The sequence below is a fragment of the Pseudomonas sp. WS 5011 genome (genome assembly GCF_012985775.1).
GTDB lineage: Bacteria > Pseudomonadota > Gammaproteobacteria > Pseudomonadales > Pseudomonadaceae > Aquipseudomonas > Aquipseudomonas peli.
On record NZ_JAAQXA010000020.1, the window covers coordinates 49,077 to 65,249 of the forward strand.

The window sequence follows — 16,173 nt, forward strand, 5'->3', positions numbered from 1 at the left end:
TTAACAAACCCTCTGTAGCGAGGTCCTGTTTTGCGACCTGGCTAACATTCAGCCCGGAACTTTTTACACGCTGACTGCTGGGTGGCGAGTAAAAGCGCTGTGCTAAGCTGCCTCCCTTTTTAACAGCGGAGCCTGGGTAATGAAAGCGCGTATTCAGTGGGCCGGTGAAGCCCTGTTTATCGGAGAGTCAGGCAGCGGCCATGCGGTGGTGATGGATGGCCCGCCGGAGAGCGGTGGACGCAACCTGGGCGTGCGCCCGATGGAAATGGTGTTGATCGGCCTGGGCGGCTGCAGCAACTTCGATGTGGTCAGCATCCTGAAGAAATCTCGCCAGGCGGTCGAGAGCTGTGAAGCCTTTCTGGAAGCTGAACGCGCCACCGAAGAACCCAAGGTGTTTACCAAGATTCACCTGCATTTCGTGGTCAAGGGCCGCGGTTTGAAGGAGGCTCAGGTCAAGCGTGCGGTTGAACTGTCCGCCGAGAAGTACTGTTCCGCTTCAATTATGCTGGGCCGCGGCGGGGTTGAAATCACCCATGACTACGAAATTATCGAGCTGGGCGAGTAGCCCGCTGCGATAAAGCCGTTAATGCAAAAGGGCACGTCAGTGCCCTTTTTTGTGCCGCCGATTCAGCTTTATACGCGGTAAGTGGTGCTGGTCATCACCTTGGCCAACAGACTCATGCCGAACTTCACCGGCGCCGGGAAGCGCAGGCCGCCGGCATCCAGAGCGTTGCAGGCATGTTGTTCTTCATCGGCGCGCATCTGTTCGAGTATCGCGCGGGATTTCTGGTCTTCCTCAGGCAGCTGCTGCAGGTGGTCGTCGAGGTGCTTGACCACCTGATCTTCGGTGGCGGCGACAAAACCCAGGCTGACCCGGTCGCTGATCAGGCCAGCCGCAGCGCCGACGCCGAAGGACAGGCCGTAGAACAGCGGATTGAGGATGCTCGGTTGGCTGCCCAGCTGACGGATGCGCTGTTCGCACCAGGCCAGGTGGTCGATTTCTTCATCAGCCGCATGCTCCATGGCCTGGCGCACCTGCGGCAGTTTGGCAGTCAGCGCCTGGCCCTGATAGAGCGCCTGAGCGCAGACTTCGCCCGTGTGGTTGATACGCATCAAACCCGCGATGTGTTGTGCTTGCTGCTCATCCAGCTCGCTTTCCGGTTGCACGATGGCCGGCGATGGCCGCGTCGGTTGACCGCTAAAGGGCAGCAACGTGCGCAGGGCGGCATCGGCTTGTAGCAGCAGGCGATCAACGGGTGAGAAGTGACGTTCGCTGGCCATAAGGACCTCCGGCGATGATGACGGCGTTCAGTTTACTCCACGCGCGGGAGAAGGTCTGTTGACGTTTCGTCGCAGCCTTGACGCACGTCGGCGCCATTAGAGTTCGCGCAACACGCGAAAACCCAGAGCGTAGTCCTTGTGCTGGGGCTGCTTCATGTCGCGTTGGCTGCTGCGCAGGTAGGTCGGGCCACTGTTCCAGGCGCCGCCACGAACTGCTCGCGGGCTCTGATCCATTAAACCGGCGCTGCGTTGCTCACTGCCATCGAACGGGCTGGCGAAGCGCGAAGCGGTCCACTCCCAGACATTGCCGGCAGTGTCATGCAGGCCGAAGGCATTGGCGGCGAACTGGCCGACACGTTCGGTCTTGCTCTGGATCAGCCGTGAGGTGGCGCAGCCACGGCAATGCGCACGCGGCCGATTTTCTGGGCTGTCGAGCTGCTCGCCCCACCAGTAATAGCTGGTGCTGCCGGCGCGGGCGGCATATTCCCATTCGGCTTCGGTGGGCAGCCGGTAGCGCTGGCCGGTGATCTTTGAGAGCCATTGGCTGTAGGCCGCGGCCTGATGCCAGGACACATGGATTACCGGCCGCTGCGCTGACAGGCCCCAGCCTTCGTTATCTGGCATTGGCGTCGCGGTGGCCTCGGCATACTGCTGCCAGTCGCTGAACGTCACCTCATAACGACCGATGGCAAATGGCTGAGAAATTTCGATCGGGGTCAGCGGGCGTTCGTTATGGTTGCCGCGGCCACTGTGATCACCGAGCAGATAGCGCCCGGCAGGCACCACCACCAACTGTGGCCCTTGCTTGCCCTTGGGTAAGGCGTCGCTGAATACGCTGCCAACCATATGTGCCTGCGCAGTGTTGATGACCAGCAGGGCGAGCACGGTCAGTGCGCCGAGTAAGGAACGACTCAACCCGGTGGCCATGCCATCTGCCGCTTACCCAACACGTGCATATGGATGTGGTGCACCGTCTGGCCACCCAGGTCATTGCAGTTCATCACCACGCGAAAGCCTTCCTCGCAGCCTTGCTCCTTGGCCAGGCGCTGCGCGGTAAAGAGGATATGCCCAGCCAGCGGCTTGTCTGCCTCGCTCAGATCATTGAGGGTACTGATGTGTTTTTTCGGGATAACCAGAAAGTGCACCGGTGCTTGCGGGCCGATATCGTGAAAGGCAATCACCTGATCATCTTCATAAAGCTTGCGCGCCGGTATTTCACCAGCGACGATCTTGCAAAATAGACAGTCCATGGACAGTCTCCCGGCCGGTATTTAAAGAGGCCCGAGTTTAGTGGACAAGGAGCGTGGGTGAAAAACGATATTCATGATTTGGGCTTGGTACTGGACTCCAAGACCAAACTGGTGCTGATCGAATCCTGGGATGAGCCGCGTGTGCTGGAAACCCTGACCAGCTTGGCCGTGCGCCGCAGCCTTGGTTTGCAGGTGTGGTCGGTGACCGAAGGCTTGCAGCGTGTGGGCTATTCCATTCAGGAACCGGTCGACAGTGCCACCCTGGAGCCGGAAACTGCGCTGCGTCTGATCAAAGCGGACACGCAGCCGACGCTGTATGTGTTGTGCGATCTGCATCCGTTTCTAGACGACAACCCCAAACTGGTGCGCCTGCTCAAGGAAATAGCCATGAGTGAGGAGCCCAGCAAGCCGACGCTGGTGCTGGTGTCCCATGCCTGCAAGTTGCCGCCTGAGGTGCAGCGATACGCCTCACGCTTCAGCCTGTCTCTGCCTTCCGAGGAGGAGTTGCTGGCCATCGTGCGCGAGGAAGCCACCGGCTGGAGTGCGCGCAACCGCAATGCCCGGGTGCGCACCGATAACCGCACCTTGCAGCAAGTGGTGAAAAACCTCCGTGGTCTCAGCCATGCCGAAGCCCGTGCGCTGGCGCGCAATGTGATCTGTGATGACGGTGCGATCACTCAGGAAGACCTGCCAGAACTGAACAAGACCAAGTTCAAGCTGCTTGATCTCGATGGTGTGTTGAGTTTCGAGTACGACACCGCGCGTTTCGCCGAGGTTGGTGGGCTGAGCAACCTCAAGCGCTGGTTGGGTGACCGGCAGAGCATTTTTCTTGAAGGTAAAGGCGTCGATTTGCCCAAAGGCGTGCTGTTGGTGGGTGTGCAGGGCGGCGGCAAGAGTCTGGCCGCCAAGGCCATCGCGGGTCTGTGGGGCTTGCCTCTGCTGCGTCTGGATTTTGCCTGCCTGTACAACAAATTCTTCGGCGAGACCGAGCGCAACCTGCGTGAAGCCTTGAAGCTCGCCGAGCAGATGGCGCCTTGTGTGCTTTGGATAGACGAGATCGAGAAAGGCCTGGCCAGTGGTGAGCACGATGGTGGCGTCAGCCAGCGCGTACTCGGCACCCTGTTGACCTGGATGGCCGAGCGCAAGGCACCGGTGTTTATGGTGGCGACCGCTAACGTCATCTCGCGGCTACCACCGGAGCTGGTGCGCAAGGGCCGTTTCGATGAGCTGTTCTTTGTCGATTTGCCGGACGCGGAGGTGCGGGCCGACATCTTCCGTATTCACCTGGCGCGGCGTGAGCTGGATGTGGCGGGGTTTGATCTGAGCCAGCTGGCCGCCGCTTGTGATGGCTTTTCCGGTGCGGAGATCGAGCAGGCGGTGGTCAGTGCCCTGTATGCCGCGCAAGCCCAGCAACAAACGGTCAATCAGGCGTTGCTGCTGCAGAGCATTCAAAGCACCGCGCCGCTGTCGGTGGTGATGGCTGAAGACCTGGCGGCCCTGCGTGCCTGGGCGGACGGACGCACGGTCAACGCCGGCTAGCTACCTAACCGGCTTGCCGAACTGGCGATTGAGCCGTGCGCTGATGCGCCGTACCAGCCAGCGCGGTCCTAATCTAGGGCTGGCGCAATCAGGCGATTGCGCCAGCCCGGGATGATGATCGCGCGGTTCTTCTCCAGCGCCTTGACGGTGATCAGGGCCACTTCCTCGGCATTCATCATCAGCTTGCTGCCCTGCAGGGCCTGTATATCCATCTGTGCAGTGCGGAAAAACGCACTGCGGGTTGGTCCCGGGCAGAGTACGGAGACTTTGACGCCATACGCTTTAAGCTCTTCGCGCAGGCCTTCGGAGAAGTGCAGCACATAGGCCTTGCTCGCGTAGTAGTTGCTCATGCCTGGTCCTGGCTGAAAGCCGGCGACCGATGCGACGTTGAGAATCTGTCCGCTGCCCTGGCCGGCCATGATAGTGCCGATGGCGTGGCACAGGCGGGCGAGTGCCAGGATATTCAGTTCGATCAGCTGTTGCTCGCGAGCCCAATCCTGGGCCACGTAGGCACCAGAGGTGCCGATGCCGGCGTTGTTTACCAGCAGGTCGATGGTGCGTTCGCCTTGCTCCAGCTCATGCAGTAGGCCGCTGACCTGCAGTGGCTGGCTAAGGTCGCAGACGCGAAACAGCACTTCCACGGAAAAGCGTTGAGTCAGTTCGCAGGCAATGCTTTCCAGCGCATCGCGCTGGCGCGCCACCAGAATCAGATTGCGGCCACGTCGAGCCAGGGCTTCAGCCAGAGCCAGGCCAATACCGCTGGAGGCTCCGGTAATAAGCGCGTAACGGGTCATAGGGTTCTCCGTGATGGGGCCTTTCGACCCCATGTACCGCGCAAGGTTGCGTAGTTTAGAGCTTGTACAAAGGCTCGCGAGCTAGAGTCCTGCAAGGCGAAAACAGGCGAGGAAGCGGAGTGTACTTTTGTACATGAGCATTCCGAGCCTGTTTTTAACACAGCAGGGCCGACGCGCAGCAGGCTTTGAACAGGTTCTTACAGGCCAGCGTCGGCATAGCCCATATAGGCAGGCAGGGCGATGGCCGCAACAATACCAATGACGATGATGGCCACCCAGAGCAGGGCGAGGATTTTCACCGCGCGGCTATTCGGCGGTGGCGGCGGGCCAAAGCGGTTAGCGGCTGTGCTGCCGGGGATGATAAACATCAGCAGGGAGAATACCCCGCCGACAATCGGCACCAGGGTGACCAGCAGCAGCCAGCCCGACCAGCCGATGTCATGCAGCCGTTGCACACCGAACATGATGCCGACTACCGCCACGGCGATACCCACGACCACCATCAGCAGGCCGCCAAGAATTTCCGATGCGGCGAAGAACCCACCGGCGATGCCGAACAACGGTAAGCAGGCCAGCATCAGTACCATCGACCAGGCCAGGTAGCGCAAGCGGCCGATTCGTCCGTCGGTGGTAAAAGCTTTCAGCTCGCCGAACTCCGGCAGGGTTTCTGCCACCGCCGCTTTCGGTGTGGCATAGGGCGTTGCCGCTGCGCCGACCACTTCTGGCGGATTTTCTGCGAGCATGGCCTGGCGGGCGATAAATTTCTCGATAACGATGCCGCAGGCTGAGCACTCGATGGCTTTGGCTTGTTGGTGACCACACTTGGGGCAGGTCATCCCACTTGTGCTTTCGGCTTTCTGTGTCGTGCTTTGAGGTGATTGTGGTGTGGGGTGGTCGTCGGTTGTCACCAGGCTCAGGCTGGCGGCCAGGTCCTGTTCCTTGCGCACTTTGGCCCCGGCGCTCTGCAGTGCCTTGAGGTACTGGTCTGCCTCGTTTTCGCTGAGGTCGCGCTTGATATCGACATTGCCGCCGCTAAACAGCGAGTTGATCCGGGTCAGGTCGCTCTTGAACAGGCGCGCGAGGTTTTCTTTGGCTGTTTCCAGGCTGACGTCAGGCATCAACTCGCCGTTAAACACAATCTTGAAGCGGGCTTGGGTCATGTCGGCGTCCTTGTCGGTGCCAGGGTAGAGTTGCGCTACAGACTAGCCGGCCTGCAGGCCAGTAAACAAGCCGCCTGCGCGCAAATCTGCAGGGTTCTTGAGGTGCTTCACGCGCTGTTGGCGGACCAGCTACCGACCAGGCGGCCGTTGCGTAACAAGTAGAGCTGGTTGAACAGTTCGAACAGACCTTCCGAACGTTGCGGACGGAGAAATACCCAGTCGTCGACCTGCAAGCCTGTGCCGGCTGAGCCGATCAGGCGTTCCTGGTTGGCACTGCGGCCATATAGGGAGTCATAACTTAGCCCGGCGGGGGACACCGGCGCTGCTGGCCATTGCCCGCCATACAGGTAGTAAGCCTGTTGTCGATTGGGGTTCCAGCGCTGCAGAAGTTGGTGTGATCCGTCGAGAAACGGTAGCTGCCCAGGCAACGCTTTGAGCACCGGGCTGGCGATCCACAGGGCGGCTTGCTGGGCGCTGAGCAGTGGGCTGTCAAAATCACTGGGTTTGAGCAGTGCGGAGCCGACCGCGACTTCATTCAACGGCGTATCGAGCTTGGCATGCAGGGCGTAGGTCAGGCTGCCAGCGCCATTGAGCAGCGGTTGTTGCGGCCACAGCTCGCTGAATGCGGCGGCGCTGGTAATAAATGCGCGGTAGCGTGCGGCGCTCTGGGTAAAGGCGCTGGCTTGGTCGGTCCAGAACGGCGTATGGGCGAGGTGCGCGTCATAACCCATTAAGCCGCGTACGCGTAGCCGGTTGGGCGTATTACGCAGCCAGGTGAGTGCGGCGCCAAGTTCTGCGGGAGTGGCAAAGCCGCCGCGGGCCAGGCCGATATCGATTTCAAAGGCAATCTGCAGCGGCTGGTTGAGGGCGTTGGCCAGTGCGGCGTATTCCTGCAGGCGGGTTTGGCTGTCGATCAGCCAGGTCAGTTGCTCTGCGGGGACAAAGCCGCTGCCTTGTGGCAGTTGCTGGTAGAAACTCAGGGCCGCTGCACTGGGCAAGGGTTTGCCGAGCAGCAGGTCGGACTGGGGGAAGTTGACTGCCAGCTGATTGATCTGTGGCTGGTGAAACACCATAAAACGCTGCGTGCCGAGTTTCTTCGCCAGGTAGTCGAGCAAGCCGGTGGAGGCCAGCGATTTGGCCACCAAGCGCAGCGGGAGTTGGCTGCCGAGTTGCTCTGCCAGCAGATCGGCATTCTGATCGAGCCGGTCCAGGTCAACGACCAGCAAAGGCAGCCCGGCTCCTGCGCGTCGCAGCAGTTGGTTGAGTGCCGCAAAGTAAGGTGTGTGTGGCTGGCCGAGGTCATCCGGGCGCAGTGCCCAGCCGGCCAGCAGCCCGAACGCCCCAATGCCGATCAGGCTGCGTCGCTTCATCGCGCCCAGCGTTGTTGCAACTGCAGGCTTTGCTTGAGGGCGGCCCGGTATTCGCTGTCAAGGCGGGCGATCAGCTGCTCGACGCTGGGCAGGTCGTTGATAGTGCCAACACCCTGGCCGGCCGACCATACGGTTTTCCAGGCCTTGGCTTCTTCGTCCATCGGCTTGAGCTTCTCGCCGTAGTTGACCTCGCCTTTGTTCTGTAGCTGCTTGAGGTCGTAGCCGGCCAGCTCCAGGCTCTGGCGCATAAAGCTTGCGGGCACCCCGGAGACCGCCGGGGTGTGGATGATGTCGGCGGCTTTGGCGTCGAGAATCATCTGCTTGTAAGCAGCGGAAGCGGCATTTTCCTGGGTGGCGATCAGGCGGGTGCCAAGGTAGGCGAGGTCGGCGCCGAGCAGCTGGGCGGCCAGCACTTCATGGCCCTGATTGAGACAACCAGCCAGCAGCAGGGTCTTGTCGAAGAACTGGCGGATCTCGGCGATCAGCGCAAACGGGCTCCAGGTGCCGGCATGTCCGCCTGCGCCAGCGGCTACCGCGATCAGGCCGTCGACGCCGGCTTCGGCGGCTTTCTCAGCATGCCGGCGGGTGGTCACGTCGTGAAACACCAGACCACCATAGCTGTGCACCGCATCGACCACGTCCTTCACCGCGCCGAGGCTGGTGATCACGATGGGCACGCGCTGTTCAACGCAGATGGCCAGGTCCGCCTGCAGGCGCGGGTTGCTGCCGTGCACGATCAGGTTGACTGCATAAGGCGCCGCGGCGCTGTCCAGGCCGGCTTCGATCTCTTCCAGCCAGTTCTTGAAGCCGCTGCTGTCGCGTTGGTTCAGGGCAGGGAAGCTGCCGACGATGCCGCTGTTGCAGCAGGCCAGAACCAGTTGCGGGTTGGACACCAGAAACATCGGCGCCGCGACGACGGGCAGGCGCAGGCGTTGTTCGAGCAGGGCCGGAAGCGACATGCGGTAATCCTCTTGGAGTATTTAGAAAGGGCGAACCACGACCAGAATGACAATGCCCAGCAGGGCCAGCACGGGCGCTTCATTGAACCAGCGGTAGAACACATGGCCGCGTTGGTTCTCGCCACGGGCAAAGGCTTTGAGCTGGGCGCCGCACATGAACTGGTAGACCACCAGCAGCGCCACCAGGCTCAGCTTGGCGTGCATCCAGCCTTGGCTGAAGTAGTAGCTCGGGTTAAGGCTGAGCAGCCACAGACCTAGGCCGACGGTAAGAATCAGTGATGGCCACATGATCCCCCGGTAGAGCTTGCGCTCCATGATGCAGAAGCGTTCGCGGCTGACTTCATCGGTGCTCATGGCGTGGTAGACGAACAGGCGCGGCAGGTAAAACAGGCCGGCGAACCAGCAGACCATGGCGATGATGTGAAAAGCCTTGAGCCATAGATAGAGCATTGTTCGCACTCGTTACAGGAAAGTGCCCCGATAGTAGTGGGCATGACCGCCTCCGTCATCACATGCGGCGCTCAAGTGTTGGCCCCTGGCCGAAGCGGCCGTATCATCGGCAGCTTTCCACTGCTGGTATTGCAAAGGGGCAAGTGATGATCAAGGTCGGAATCGTCGGCGGCACGGGGTATACCGGTGTCGAGCTGTTGCGTTTGTTGGCGCAACACCCGCAAGCGCAGGTCGAGGTGATTACCTCGCGCTCCGAGGCCGGCATGCGTGTCGATGAGATGTACCCGAACCTGCGCGGTCATTACGACAACCTGGCGTTCAGCGTGCCGGACGTTGCTACCCTGGGCGCGTGCGATGTGGTGTTCTTCGCCACCCCGCATGGTGTTGCGCATGCCCTGGCCGGTGAGCTGTTGGCCGCTGGAACCAAGGTGATCGACCTGTCCGCCGACTTCCGCCTGCAGGACGCCGATGAATGGGCCAAGTGGTACGGTCAGCCGCACGGCGCGCCGGACCTGCTTCCGGAAGCGGTGTATGGCTTGCCGGAAGTTAACCGTGAAGCGATCAAGCAGGCGCGTCTAATCGCCGTGCCGGGCTGCTACCCTACTGCCGCGCAGCTGGCGCTGATTCCGCTGCTTGAGGCCGGGCTGGCTGATACCACGCAGGTGATTGCTGACTGCAAATCCGGGGTTAGCGGTGCCGGGCGCGGTGCCAGCGTGGGTTCGCTGTTCAGCGAGGCCGGTGAGAGCATGAAGGCTTATGGGGTGAAAGGTCATCGGCATCTGCCGGAGATCCGTCAGGGGCTGCGCCGGGCTGCGGGTAAGGATGTCGGCCTGACCTTTGTGCCGCACCTCACGCCGATGATCCGCGGTATTCACGCCACGCTTTACGCCACTGTGGTCGACCGCTCGGTGGATCTGCAGGCGTTGTTCGGGCAGCGTTATGCCAACGAGCCTTTCGTTGATGTTATGCCCGCTGGTAGCCACCCGGAAACGCGCAGCGTGCGCGGTGCCAACGTCTGTCGGATTGCCGTGCACCGTCCACAGGATGGCGACCTGGTGGTGGTGCTCTCGGTGATCGACAACTTGGTCAAAGGTGCTTCGGGCCAGGCAGTGCAGAACATGAACATCCTCTTTGGCTTCGATGAGCGCCTGGGCTTATCTCACGCGGCCATGCTGCCCTGATGGCGGGCTGGGAGGTCCGCCTCAGCGACCCCGGGCGCGCCAGGCGCCGGCGTGTATTCGTCCTGCTGCTGGTGCTGTGTATTCCGCTGGCGTTTTATGCGGGCAGTTGGTGGCAGCATTACACGCAACCTGCCGTGACGGTGGGACAGCCAGTCGAATCAGAGCGCGATGAGCAACTGCTGCGTGACCTCGAAGACCTGCGGCAGCGTGTAGCGGTATTGAGCAGTGCAGAAAAACTCAGCCAGCAGGCCAACGAGCAGAGCCGGCTGAGTATCAAGCTGCTGGAAGAGCAGATCTATAAACAGCAGCAAGATCTGGCCTTCTACAAAGGTGTATTGGCCCCCGCCAGTCGTCGTGAAGGTTTGCGCATCCGGGCCTTTGAGCTGCAGGCCACGGACAGCCCAGAGCTTTTCCGCTACAAGATACTCCTCAGTCGCGTGGGCAAAGGCGAGGCGCCGCTGGAAGGGCAGTTGCATGTGTCGATCGTCGGCAAGCAAGGCGAGCAGGACGTTACGCTCGAACTGGCTGCGCTGTCTGCGGATCTGCCCGATGCGTTGCCTGAGCAGCCGATTACCTTCGTGTTCAAGCACTTTCAGGCTATTCCTGAAGCTGGGCAGTTTGCCGAGCTAAAGTTGCCAGAAGGGTTTGTCCCGCGCGAGATCAAGGTGCGTGCCGAGGTGCAGGGCGAGAAGCCTCTGCTGCGCACATTCAAATGGAACAAAGAGGAGTAACTGTTCCTTATGTGGAATAAAGACAAGGCGCGTACCGACGTGCAGCGTTTCGCGGGCAAGACCAGCCTGATTGCGGTAGGGGCCGAGCTGCATGGCGATTTACGCTTTCAAGGCGCGGTGCAGGTCGATGGCAAAGTCATCGGTAACCTGGTCGCCAGCGAAGGCATGGTGCGCGTCAGTGTGCAGGGACGGGTTGAAGGTGAGCTTCGCGCCCCCCATATCGTGATTGACGGTGAGGTGATTGGCGATGTGCACGCCAGTGGTCACCTTGAGTTGGGCGCGCGAGCGCGAGTGCGCGGCAATCTGTATTACGCGTTGATGGAAATGGCCATGGGTGCGCAGATCGAAGGCCGCCTCTGCCGCTTGCAGGACGAACCGCGGCCGTTGGAATTACCAGAAACGCTGGATGCTGCACAATAGTTGACCGCTTTTCTCGGGTAAGCGGATAATGCCTATCAGAATGCAGTATGGCGCGTAGCGCCGGGAGTTAATCAGCATGAGCGTCGAAACCTTCACCCCCAGCGCTATGCAATTTACGCAGGGCGCAGCGAACAAGGTGAAGAGCCTGGTCGATGAGGAAGGCAACCCGCGTCTGAAATTGCGCGTGTTTGTAACGGGAGGCGGTTGTTCCGGCTTCCAGTACGGCTTCACCTTCGATGAAGAGGTGGCCGAGGATGACACCATCATCGAGCGCGAAGGCGTGAGTCTGGTGGTCGATCCGATGAGCTTCCAGTACCTGGCAGGTGCCGAGGTGGATTATCAGGAAGGTCTGGAAGGTTCGCGATTTGTCATCAACAACCCGAACGCCACCACTACCTGCGGTTGCGGCTCTTCGTTCTCGATCTGAGTAGCAGGCTGTTCAAGTAACGCCGTGCCTTATGCACGGCGTTGTCGTTTCTGCGGGCAGCAGATTTGAAAAGGTGATTAGGCGGGGTAGATCGCGCCAAGTACCCGCAGGCCGCGAGCGCCGGTGACGCTAGGCCGGTTGGCGGGAATGCCTTCCAGGCAGCAGTGCGCCAGCCAGGCAAAGGCCATGGCTTCGACCCAGTCTGCGGGCACGCCATGCGCATCGGTACTACTCACCTTGCTATTAGGCAACAGCTGCGCCAGGCGGCGCATCAGTGTGTGGTTATGCGCACCACCACCACACACCAGCAGCATCTCGGTGTGCTGTTGAGCAGCCTTGAGCGCTTCGGTAATGCTGATTGCGGTCAGTTCCAGAAGGGTTGCCTGCACGTCAGCCTTAGCAAACTTCGGCAGGTTCTGCAGGTGCTGATCCAGCCAGGCCAGGTTGAACAGCTCGCGCCCCGTGCTTTTAGGGCCTTGAGTCTGGAAGTAGGGATCGCTGAGTAGGGCGTGCAGAAGTGCCATCTGCACCTGACCGTTGGCCGCCCACTGACCGTCTTGGTCGTACGTCAGGCCCTGGTGACGTTGAATCCAGGCGTCCAGCAGCACATTGCCCGGGCCGCAATCGAAACCATGCACCGGATGTTCGGGTTCAAGCAGGCTGAGGTTGCTGAAACCGCCAATGTTCAGGATGGCGCGAGTGCTGTTCTCGCTGGCGAACAATGCCTGGTGAAACGCCGGAACCAGCGGCGCCCCCTGGCCTCCCGCAGCGACATCGCGGCGGCGAAAGTCACTGACCACGCTGATGCCAGTTAGCTCCGCGAGTAAGGCAGGGTTGCCGATCTGTACTGTGAAGCCGCGGGCAGGTTCATGGCGCACGGTCTGGCCGTGGCTACCGATGGCGCGAACGCTGTGTGTGGGCGTGTCGTGCTGCGCAAGTAAGTCATTGATGCCCTGTGCGGCCAGGGTGGCCCAATGCTGTTCGGCAATCGCGGCGCGGGCTAACTCATCTGGTCCGGGCGCACACAAGTTAAGTAAGCTGCTGCGCAGCTCTTCAGGCATCGGCAGGTAGCGGGTACCGACTAAGCGAGTGCTGTGTGTCTGTTCAATCAGTGCAATGTCCAGACCGTCCAGGCTGGTACCGGACATCACACCGAGATAGAGGGGCATGGTTTAGCGCTGATTGTTGAGGGCAAGCATCGTGGACTTCTCTTTGTCCATTTGCGCCATCAACGGTTTGCTCAGCTGCATGAAGCGGGCTTTCTCACTGCTGGCAATCGGGTCGGCCATTGGTAGCTTCTGGCTCAATGGGTCAACGTGAACGCCATTCACTTGGAACTCATAGTGCAGATGCGGTCCGGTCGATAGGCCGGTGGTACCGATATAGCCGATGATCTGGCCTTGCTTGACGTTGGTACCGCTGCGGATGCCTTTGGCAAAGCCGTTCATGTGCGCATACAAGGTACGGTAGCGTTGACCGTGCTGGATAATGACCGCATTACCGTAGCCACCATGACGGCCTGCCAGGGTGATGCGACCATCACCGGCAGCTTTGATAGGGGTTCCGCGAGGGGCTGCGTAATCCACACCCTTGTGCGCGCGAATCTTGTTCAGCACTGGGTGGCGGCGACCTGTGGAAAAGCGTGAGCTAATACGGGCGAAATCCACCGGGGTGCGGATAAAGGCTTTGCGCATGCTCTCGCCATTGGCGTTGTAATAGCTGCTATTGCCCTGTTTGTTTGTGTAACGCACAGCGGTGTAGGTCTTGCCGCGGTTGGTGAAGCGTGCGGAGAGGATGTTGCCGGTACCAACCTGCTTGCCGTTGACTACTTTCTTCTCGTAGATCAGCTCGAACTCGTCACCTTCGCGAATATCCATGGCGAAGTCGATGTCGTAGCCAAATACGTTTGCCAGATCCATGGTCAGGCTGTGCGACAAACCGGCCCGCTTGGCTGAGAGAAACAGCGAGCTGTTGATCACGCCGTGGCTGTAGGTAGTCTGGACTTCGGGTTTGACCAGCTCACGCTTGAAGCTGAAGCCTTTGTCATTTTTGGCCAGGGCGATGCTTTCCAGGTCGCTGAGTTTGCTGTGCAGGCTTTCGAGTTGGCCGTCCTCACTCAGTTTGAACTCAAGTGCCTGACCTACTTTGAGGCGTGTCAGCTGCTTGGCTTCTTTACTGCTGTTGAGCACGGCGTGCAGCGTGGTCGCACTCAGGTCGACTTTGGCGAACACGGTAGACAGCGTGTCACCGTTCTCCACGCGAACAATATGATGTAGCGGATCAGTTTGTTCGGGTTGTGCAGTCTGTGCGGATGGCTGTTCATCCGGTGTCTCGGTGGCTGCTGTATTGGCGAATGGTGACTGACGGGCCTGGGTGTTCGCGGATTCTGCATCGTCTTGCAGCTCCGCATATTCAGCGCCGCTGTCCAGCTCAAGATTCAGGTAGGTTTTCTTTGCTTCAACTTCGCGAGAGGGGAATACCAGTAGGGCTAGGCTCAGTAGGGCGGCGACGCCACTGGCCGCCAATATGTGGCTTTTCGGGTACAGGGGCGGCGCTTTAGTTGGAGAGGTCATAGGCTGCTTTTTGACTTTAAAAATGAAAAGAAATAGATAAACGAAATGATGAATATGCAGTAACTGTATAAAATATAACCAAATCGCTAGCTAGGCAACCCCGGTTGTCGCTATGCGGTCTTAGCGTAGGTGGGGTGGCCGGCAGAACTTGTGATTTGTCTGCGATCTTGTATGGTTGGTTCCCTTTTGTTTTGAGTGGTCGTGAGTCCTGTCATGAAGTCGGTTGAAGAGCAGTTGGCGCTGATCAAGCGTGGCGCGGAAGAGGTTCTGGTTGAAGCTGAGCTGATTGAAAAGCTCAAGCGTGGTCAGCCGCTGCGTATTAAGGCCGGTTTTGATCCGACGGCGCCGGATCTGCATCTCGGGCACACCGTGCTTATTAACAAGCTGCGGCAGTTCCAGGAATTAGGCCATCAGGTGATCTTTCTGATTGGTGACTTCACGGGAATGATTGGTGATCCCAGCGGTAAAAGTGCCACCCGTCCGCCGTTGACCCGTGATCAGGTGCTCGAGAACGCGGAGACCTATAAAACCCAAGTATTCAAGATTCTTGATCCCGCAAAAACCGAGGTTGCCTTCAACTCCACGTGGATGGACAAAATGGGGCCGGCGGATTTCATTCGCCTCACTTCGCAGTACACCGTGGCGCGCATGCTTGAGCGCGATGACTTCAGTAAGCGCTACTCGACCAATCAGCCGATAGCTATCCACGAGTTCCTCTATCCGCTGGTGCAGGGATATGACTCGGTTGCGCTGCAGGCGGATGTAGAGCTGGGTGGCACGGATCAGAAATTCAATCTGCTGATGGGGCGCGAGTTGCAGCGCTCCTATGGCCAGGCGTCGCAGTGCATCGTCACCATGCCGTTGCTTGAAGGGTTGGATGGCGTGAAGAAGATGTCCAAGTCATTGGGCAACTATATAGGGATCCAAGAAGCGCCTGGCGTCATGTACAACAAGCTGGTCTCCATGCCGGATGCATTGATGTGGCGCTATTTCGAGCTGCTTAGCTTTCGCTCCATGGAAGAGATTGAGCAGTTCAAGCGTGATGTCGAGCAGGGCGCCAACCCCCGTGACATCAAAATCAAACTGGCTGAAGAGATCGTCGCTCGCTTCCATGGCGAAGAGGCGGCGCTCAGTGCTCATCGCTCGGCGGGCAATCGCATGAAAGGGGGCGAACTGCCGGACGATCTGCCTGACATCGAGGTGTTATCTGTTGAGGACATGCCGATTGCTGCGCTCCTTAATAAAGCGGGTTTGGTGAAGAACGCTGCTATGGCGCGCGACCTTTTAGGTTCCGGCGGTGTTCGGGTGGATGGTGAGGTGGTGGATCGCTCCTTTATATATAAGGTGGGAGCGGTGCATATCTGTCAGGCCGGTAAGAAGGCGTTTGCGCGCATTACGCTTAAGCTAGAGTCATAAGGCGCTAGGTGTAGTGGGTGCGACAAAGCCGTTGAAGCGTAAGCTTCAACGGCTTTGTCGTTTCTGTAGGCGGCGCGCAGGTGGTTTGTATGGCTGCAGTCTTTGATTTCATGGGTGTTGAAACAAAAGCGCAATAATCGATTGACCTTCGTTTGCCAGTCCCTATAATGCGCACCTCTTCAGGCGTAAGCAGCTCCTTAAACTTCTTATAAAACAAGAAGTTAGATTTAAAGAAAGGGGTTGCAAAGCAGCGAAAGCTGCGTAGAATGCGCTTCCTCTTCAGGAGGTGGTGTTTGGGTCTGAAGGGGTTCGGTCGAGATGATCGAAAGCGGTAAAAGAGGCGGTTGACAGCGGTTTGAAACGCTGTAGAATTCGCCTCCCGCTGACGAGAAGCTAGATGTTGATCGAAGGCGCAAGTGGTTGAGATTGAAAAGAAATTTTCGAAATCACTTGACGGAGAATGAGGCTGCTGTAGAATGCGCGCCTCGGTTGAGGCGAAAGACTTAACCACCGCTCTTTAACAACTGAATCAAGCAATTCGTGTGGGTGCTTGTGAGGTAAGACTGCTAGTCGCAAGATTATCAGCATCACAAGTTACTCCGCGAGAAATCAAAGATGTAAC

16 protein-coding genes and 1 pseudogene are annotated in these 16,173 nt (G+C 59.2%); 7 read left to right on the forward strand and 10 right to left on the reverse strand.

Translation table 11 applies throughout. The features are described 5' to 3' along the window. Positions 1–139: 139 nt before the first annotated feature. Positions 140–565, forward strand: a complete 426-nt coding sequence (locus HBN63_RS18105) for an OsmC family protein (protein ID WP_160089400.1) — start codon at positions 140–142, stop codon at positions 563–565. Between the two features lie 68 nt (positions 566–633). Here the strand turns inward: HBN63_RS18105 and coq7 are convergent, their stop codons facing one another. The 3 genes from coq7 to HBN63_RS18120 form a co-directional block, all read right to left on the reverse strand. Continuing rightward, on the reverse strand, positions 634–1,281 hold the full coding sequence (gene coq7 / locus HBN63_RS18110; RefSeq protein WP_170050375.1) for a 2-polyprenyl-3-methyl-6-methoxy-1,4-benzoquinone monooxygenase: 648 nt from the start codon (positions 1,279–1,281) through the stop codon (positions 634–636). Positions 1,282–1,377: 96 nt separating this feature from the next. Then, positions 1,378–2,196 (reverse strand): formylglycine-generating enzyme family protein, encoded by an 819-nt coding sequence (locus HBN63_RS18115; RefSeq protein WP_262499013.1) that lies wholly within the window; start codon positions 2,194–2,196, stop codon positions 1,378–1,380. Beyond that, positions 2,193–2,531, reverse strand: coding sequence for a histidine triad nucleotide-binding protein (locus tag HBN63_RS18120; RefSeq protein ID WP_170050377.1), 339 nt, complete (start codon positions 2,529–2,531; stop codon positions 2,193–2,195). The genes HBN63_RS18115 and HBN63_RS18120 overlap by 4 nt, the downstream gene beginning before the upstream one ends. 57 nt (positions 2,532–2,588) lie before the next feature. Here HBN63_RS18120 and HBN63_RS18125 point away from each other — a divergent pair, with 57 nt between their 5' ends. Further along, positions 2,589–4,070: an AAA family ATPase gene (locus tag HBN63_RS18125; protein WP_170050378.1), complete on the forward strand. Its 1,482-nt coding sequence runs from the start codon at positions 2,589–2,591 to the stop codon at positions 4,068–4,070. On the opposite strand, the pseudogene HBN63_RS18130 reads toward HBN63_RS18125, so the two are convergent. From HBN63_RS18130 to hemJ, 5 genes and pseudogenes are all read right to left on the reverse strand, one after another. Continuing rightward, positions 4,071–4,864 (reverse strand): annotated as a pseudogene (locus HBN63_RS18130) (SDR family oxidoreductase). 197 nt (positions 4,865–5,061) lie between these two features. Then, positions 5,062–6,024: a DUF805 domain-containing protein gene (locus HBN63_RS18135; protein WP_170050379.1), complete on the reverse strand. Its 963-nt coding sequence runs from the start codon at positions 6,022–6,024 to the stop codon at positions 5,062–5,064. Between the two features lie 107 nt (positions 6,025–6,131). Next, positions 6,132–7,394: an alanine racemase gene (locus HBN63_RS18140; protein WP_170050380.1), complete on the reverse strand. Its 1,263-nt coding sequence runs from the start codon at positions 7,392–7,394 to the stop codon at positions 6,132–6,134. Further along, positions 7,391–8,353, reverse strand: coding sequence for a nitronate monooxygenase family protein (locus HBN63_RS18145; protein ID WP_170050381.1), 963 nt, complete (start codon positions 8,351–8,353; stop codon positions 7,391–7,393). Before HBN63_RS18145 ends, HBN63_RS18140 begins: the two co-directional genes overlap by 4 nt. Before the next feature lie 21 nt (positions 8,354–8,374). Beyond that, complete coding sequence (gene hemJ, locus HBN63_RS18150; RefSeq protein ID WP_090256103.1) at positions 8,375–8,803, reverse strand: protoporphyrinogen oxidase HemJ; 429 nt, start codon at positions 8,801–8,803, stop codon at positions 8,375–8,377. Positions 8,804–8,949: 146 nt separating this feature from the next. Between hemJ and argC the strand changes: the two genes are divergently transcribed. The 4 genes from argC to erpA all read left to right on the forward strand — a co-directional run bounded on the left by argC (position 8,950) and on the right by erpA (position 11,562). Further along, the gene (gene argC, locus HBN63_RS18155) at positions 8,950–9,984 is read left to right on the forward strand and encodes an N-acetyl-gamma-glutamyl-phosphate reductase (protein ID WP_170050382.1); all 1,035 of its coding nucleotides are present in this window, start codon (positions 8,950–8,952) and stop codon (positions 9,982–9,984) included. Then, complete coding sequence (locus tag HBN63_RS18160; protein ID WP_262499015.1) at positions 9,984–10,715, forward strand: DUF6776 family protein; 732 nt, start codon at positions 9,984–9,986, stop codon at positions 10,713–10,715. The genes argC and HBN63_RS18160 overlap by 1 nt, the downstream gene beginning before the upstream one ends. Before the next feature lie 9 nt (positions 10,716–10,724). Continuing rightward, positions 10,725–11,135 (forward strand): polymer-forming cytoskeletal protein, encoded by a 411-nt coding sequence (locus HBN63_RS18165; protein ID WP_160089380.1) that lies wholly within the window; start codon positions 10,725–10,727, stop codon positions 11,133–11,135. 76 nt (positions 11,136–11,211) lie between these two features. Then, complete coding sequence (gene erpA / locus HBN63_RS18170) at positions 11,212–11,562, forward strand: iron-sulfur cluster insertion protein ErpA (protein ID WP_090256106.1); 351 nt, start codon at positions 11,212–11,214, stop codon at positions 11,560–11,562. Positions 11,563–11,639: 77 nt separating this feature from the next. On the opposite strand, the gene HBN63_RS18175 is transcribed toward erpA, so the two are convergent. Beyond that, positions 11,640–12,731, reverse strand: coding sequence for an anhydro-N-acetylmuramic acid kinase (locus tag HBN63_RS18175; protein WP_170050383.1), 1,092 nt, complete (start codon positions 12,729–12,731; stop codon positions 11,640–11,642). A gap of 3 nt (positions 12,732–12,734) precedes the next feature. After that, positions 12,735–14,135: a peptidoglycan DD-metalloendopeptidase family protein gene (locus HBN63_RS18180; protein WP_170050384.1), complete on the reverse strand. Its 1,401-nt coding sequence runs from the start codon at positions 14,133–14,135 to the stop codon at positions 12,735–12,737. A 213-nt stretch (positions 14,136–14,348) separates the two neighbouring features. Between HBN63_RS18180 and tyrS the strand changes: the two genes are divergently transcribed. Next, on the forward strand, positions 14,349–15,551 hold the full coding sequence (tyrS, locus tag HBN63_RS18185; protein WP_170050385.1) for a tyrosine--tRNA ligase: 1,203 nt from the start codon (positions 14,349–14,351) through the stop codon (positions 15,549–15,551). Positions 15,552–16,173: the final 622 nt, after the last annotated feature.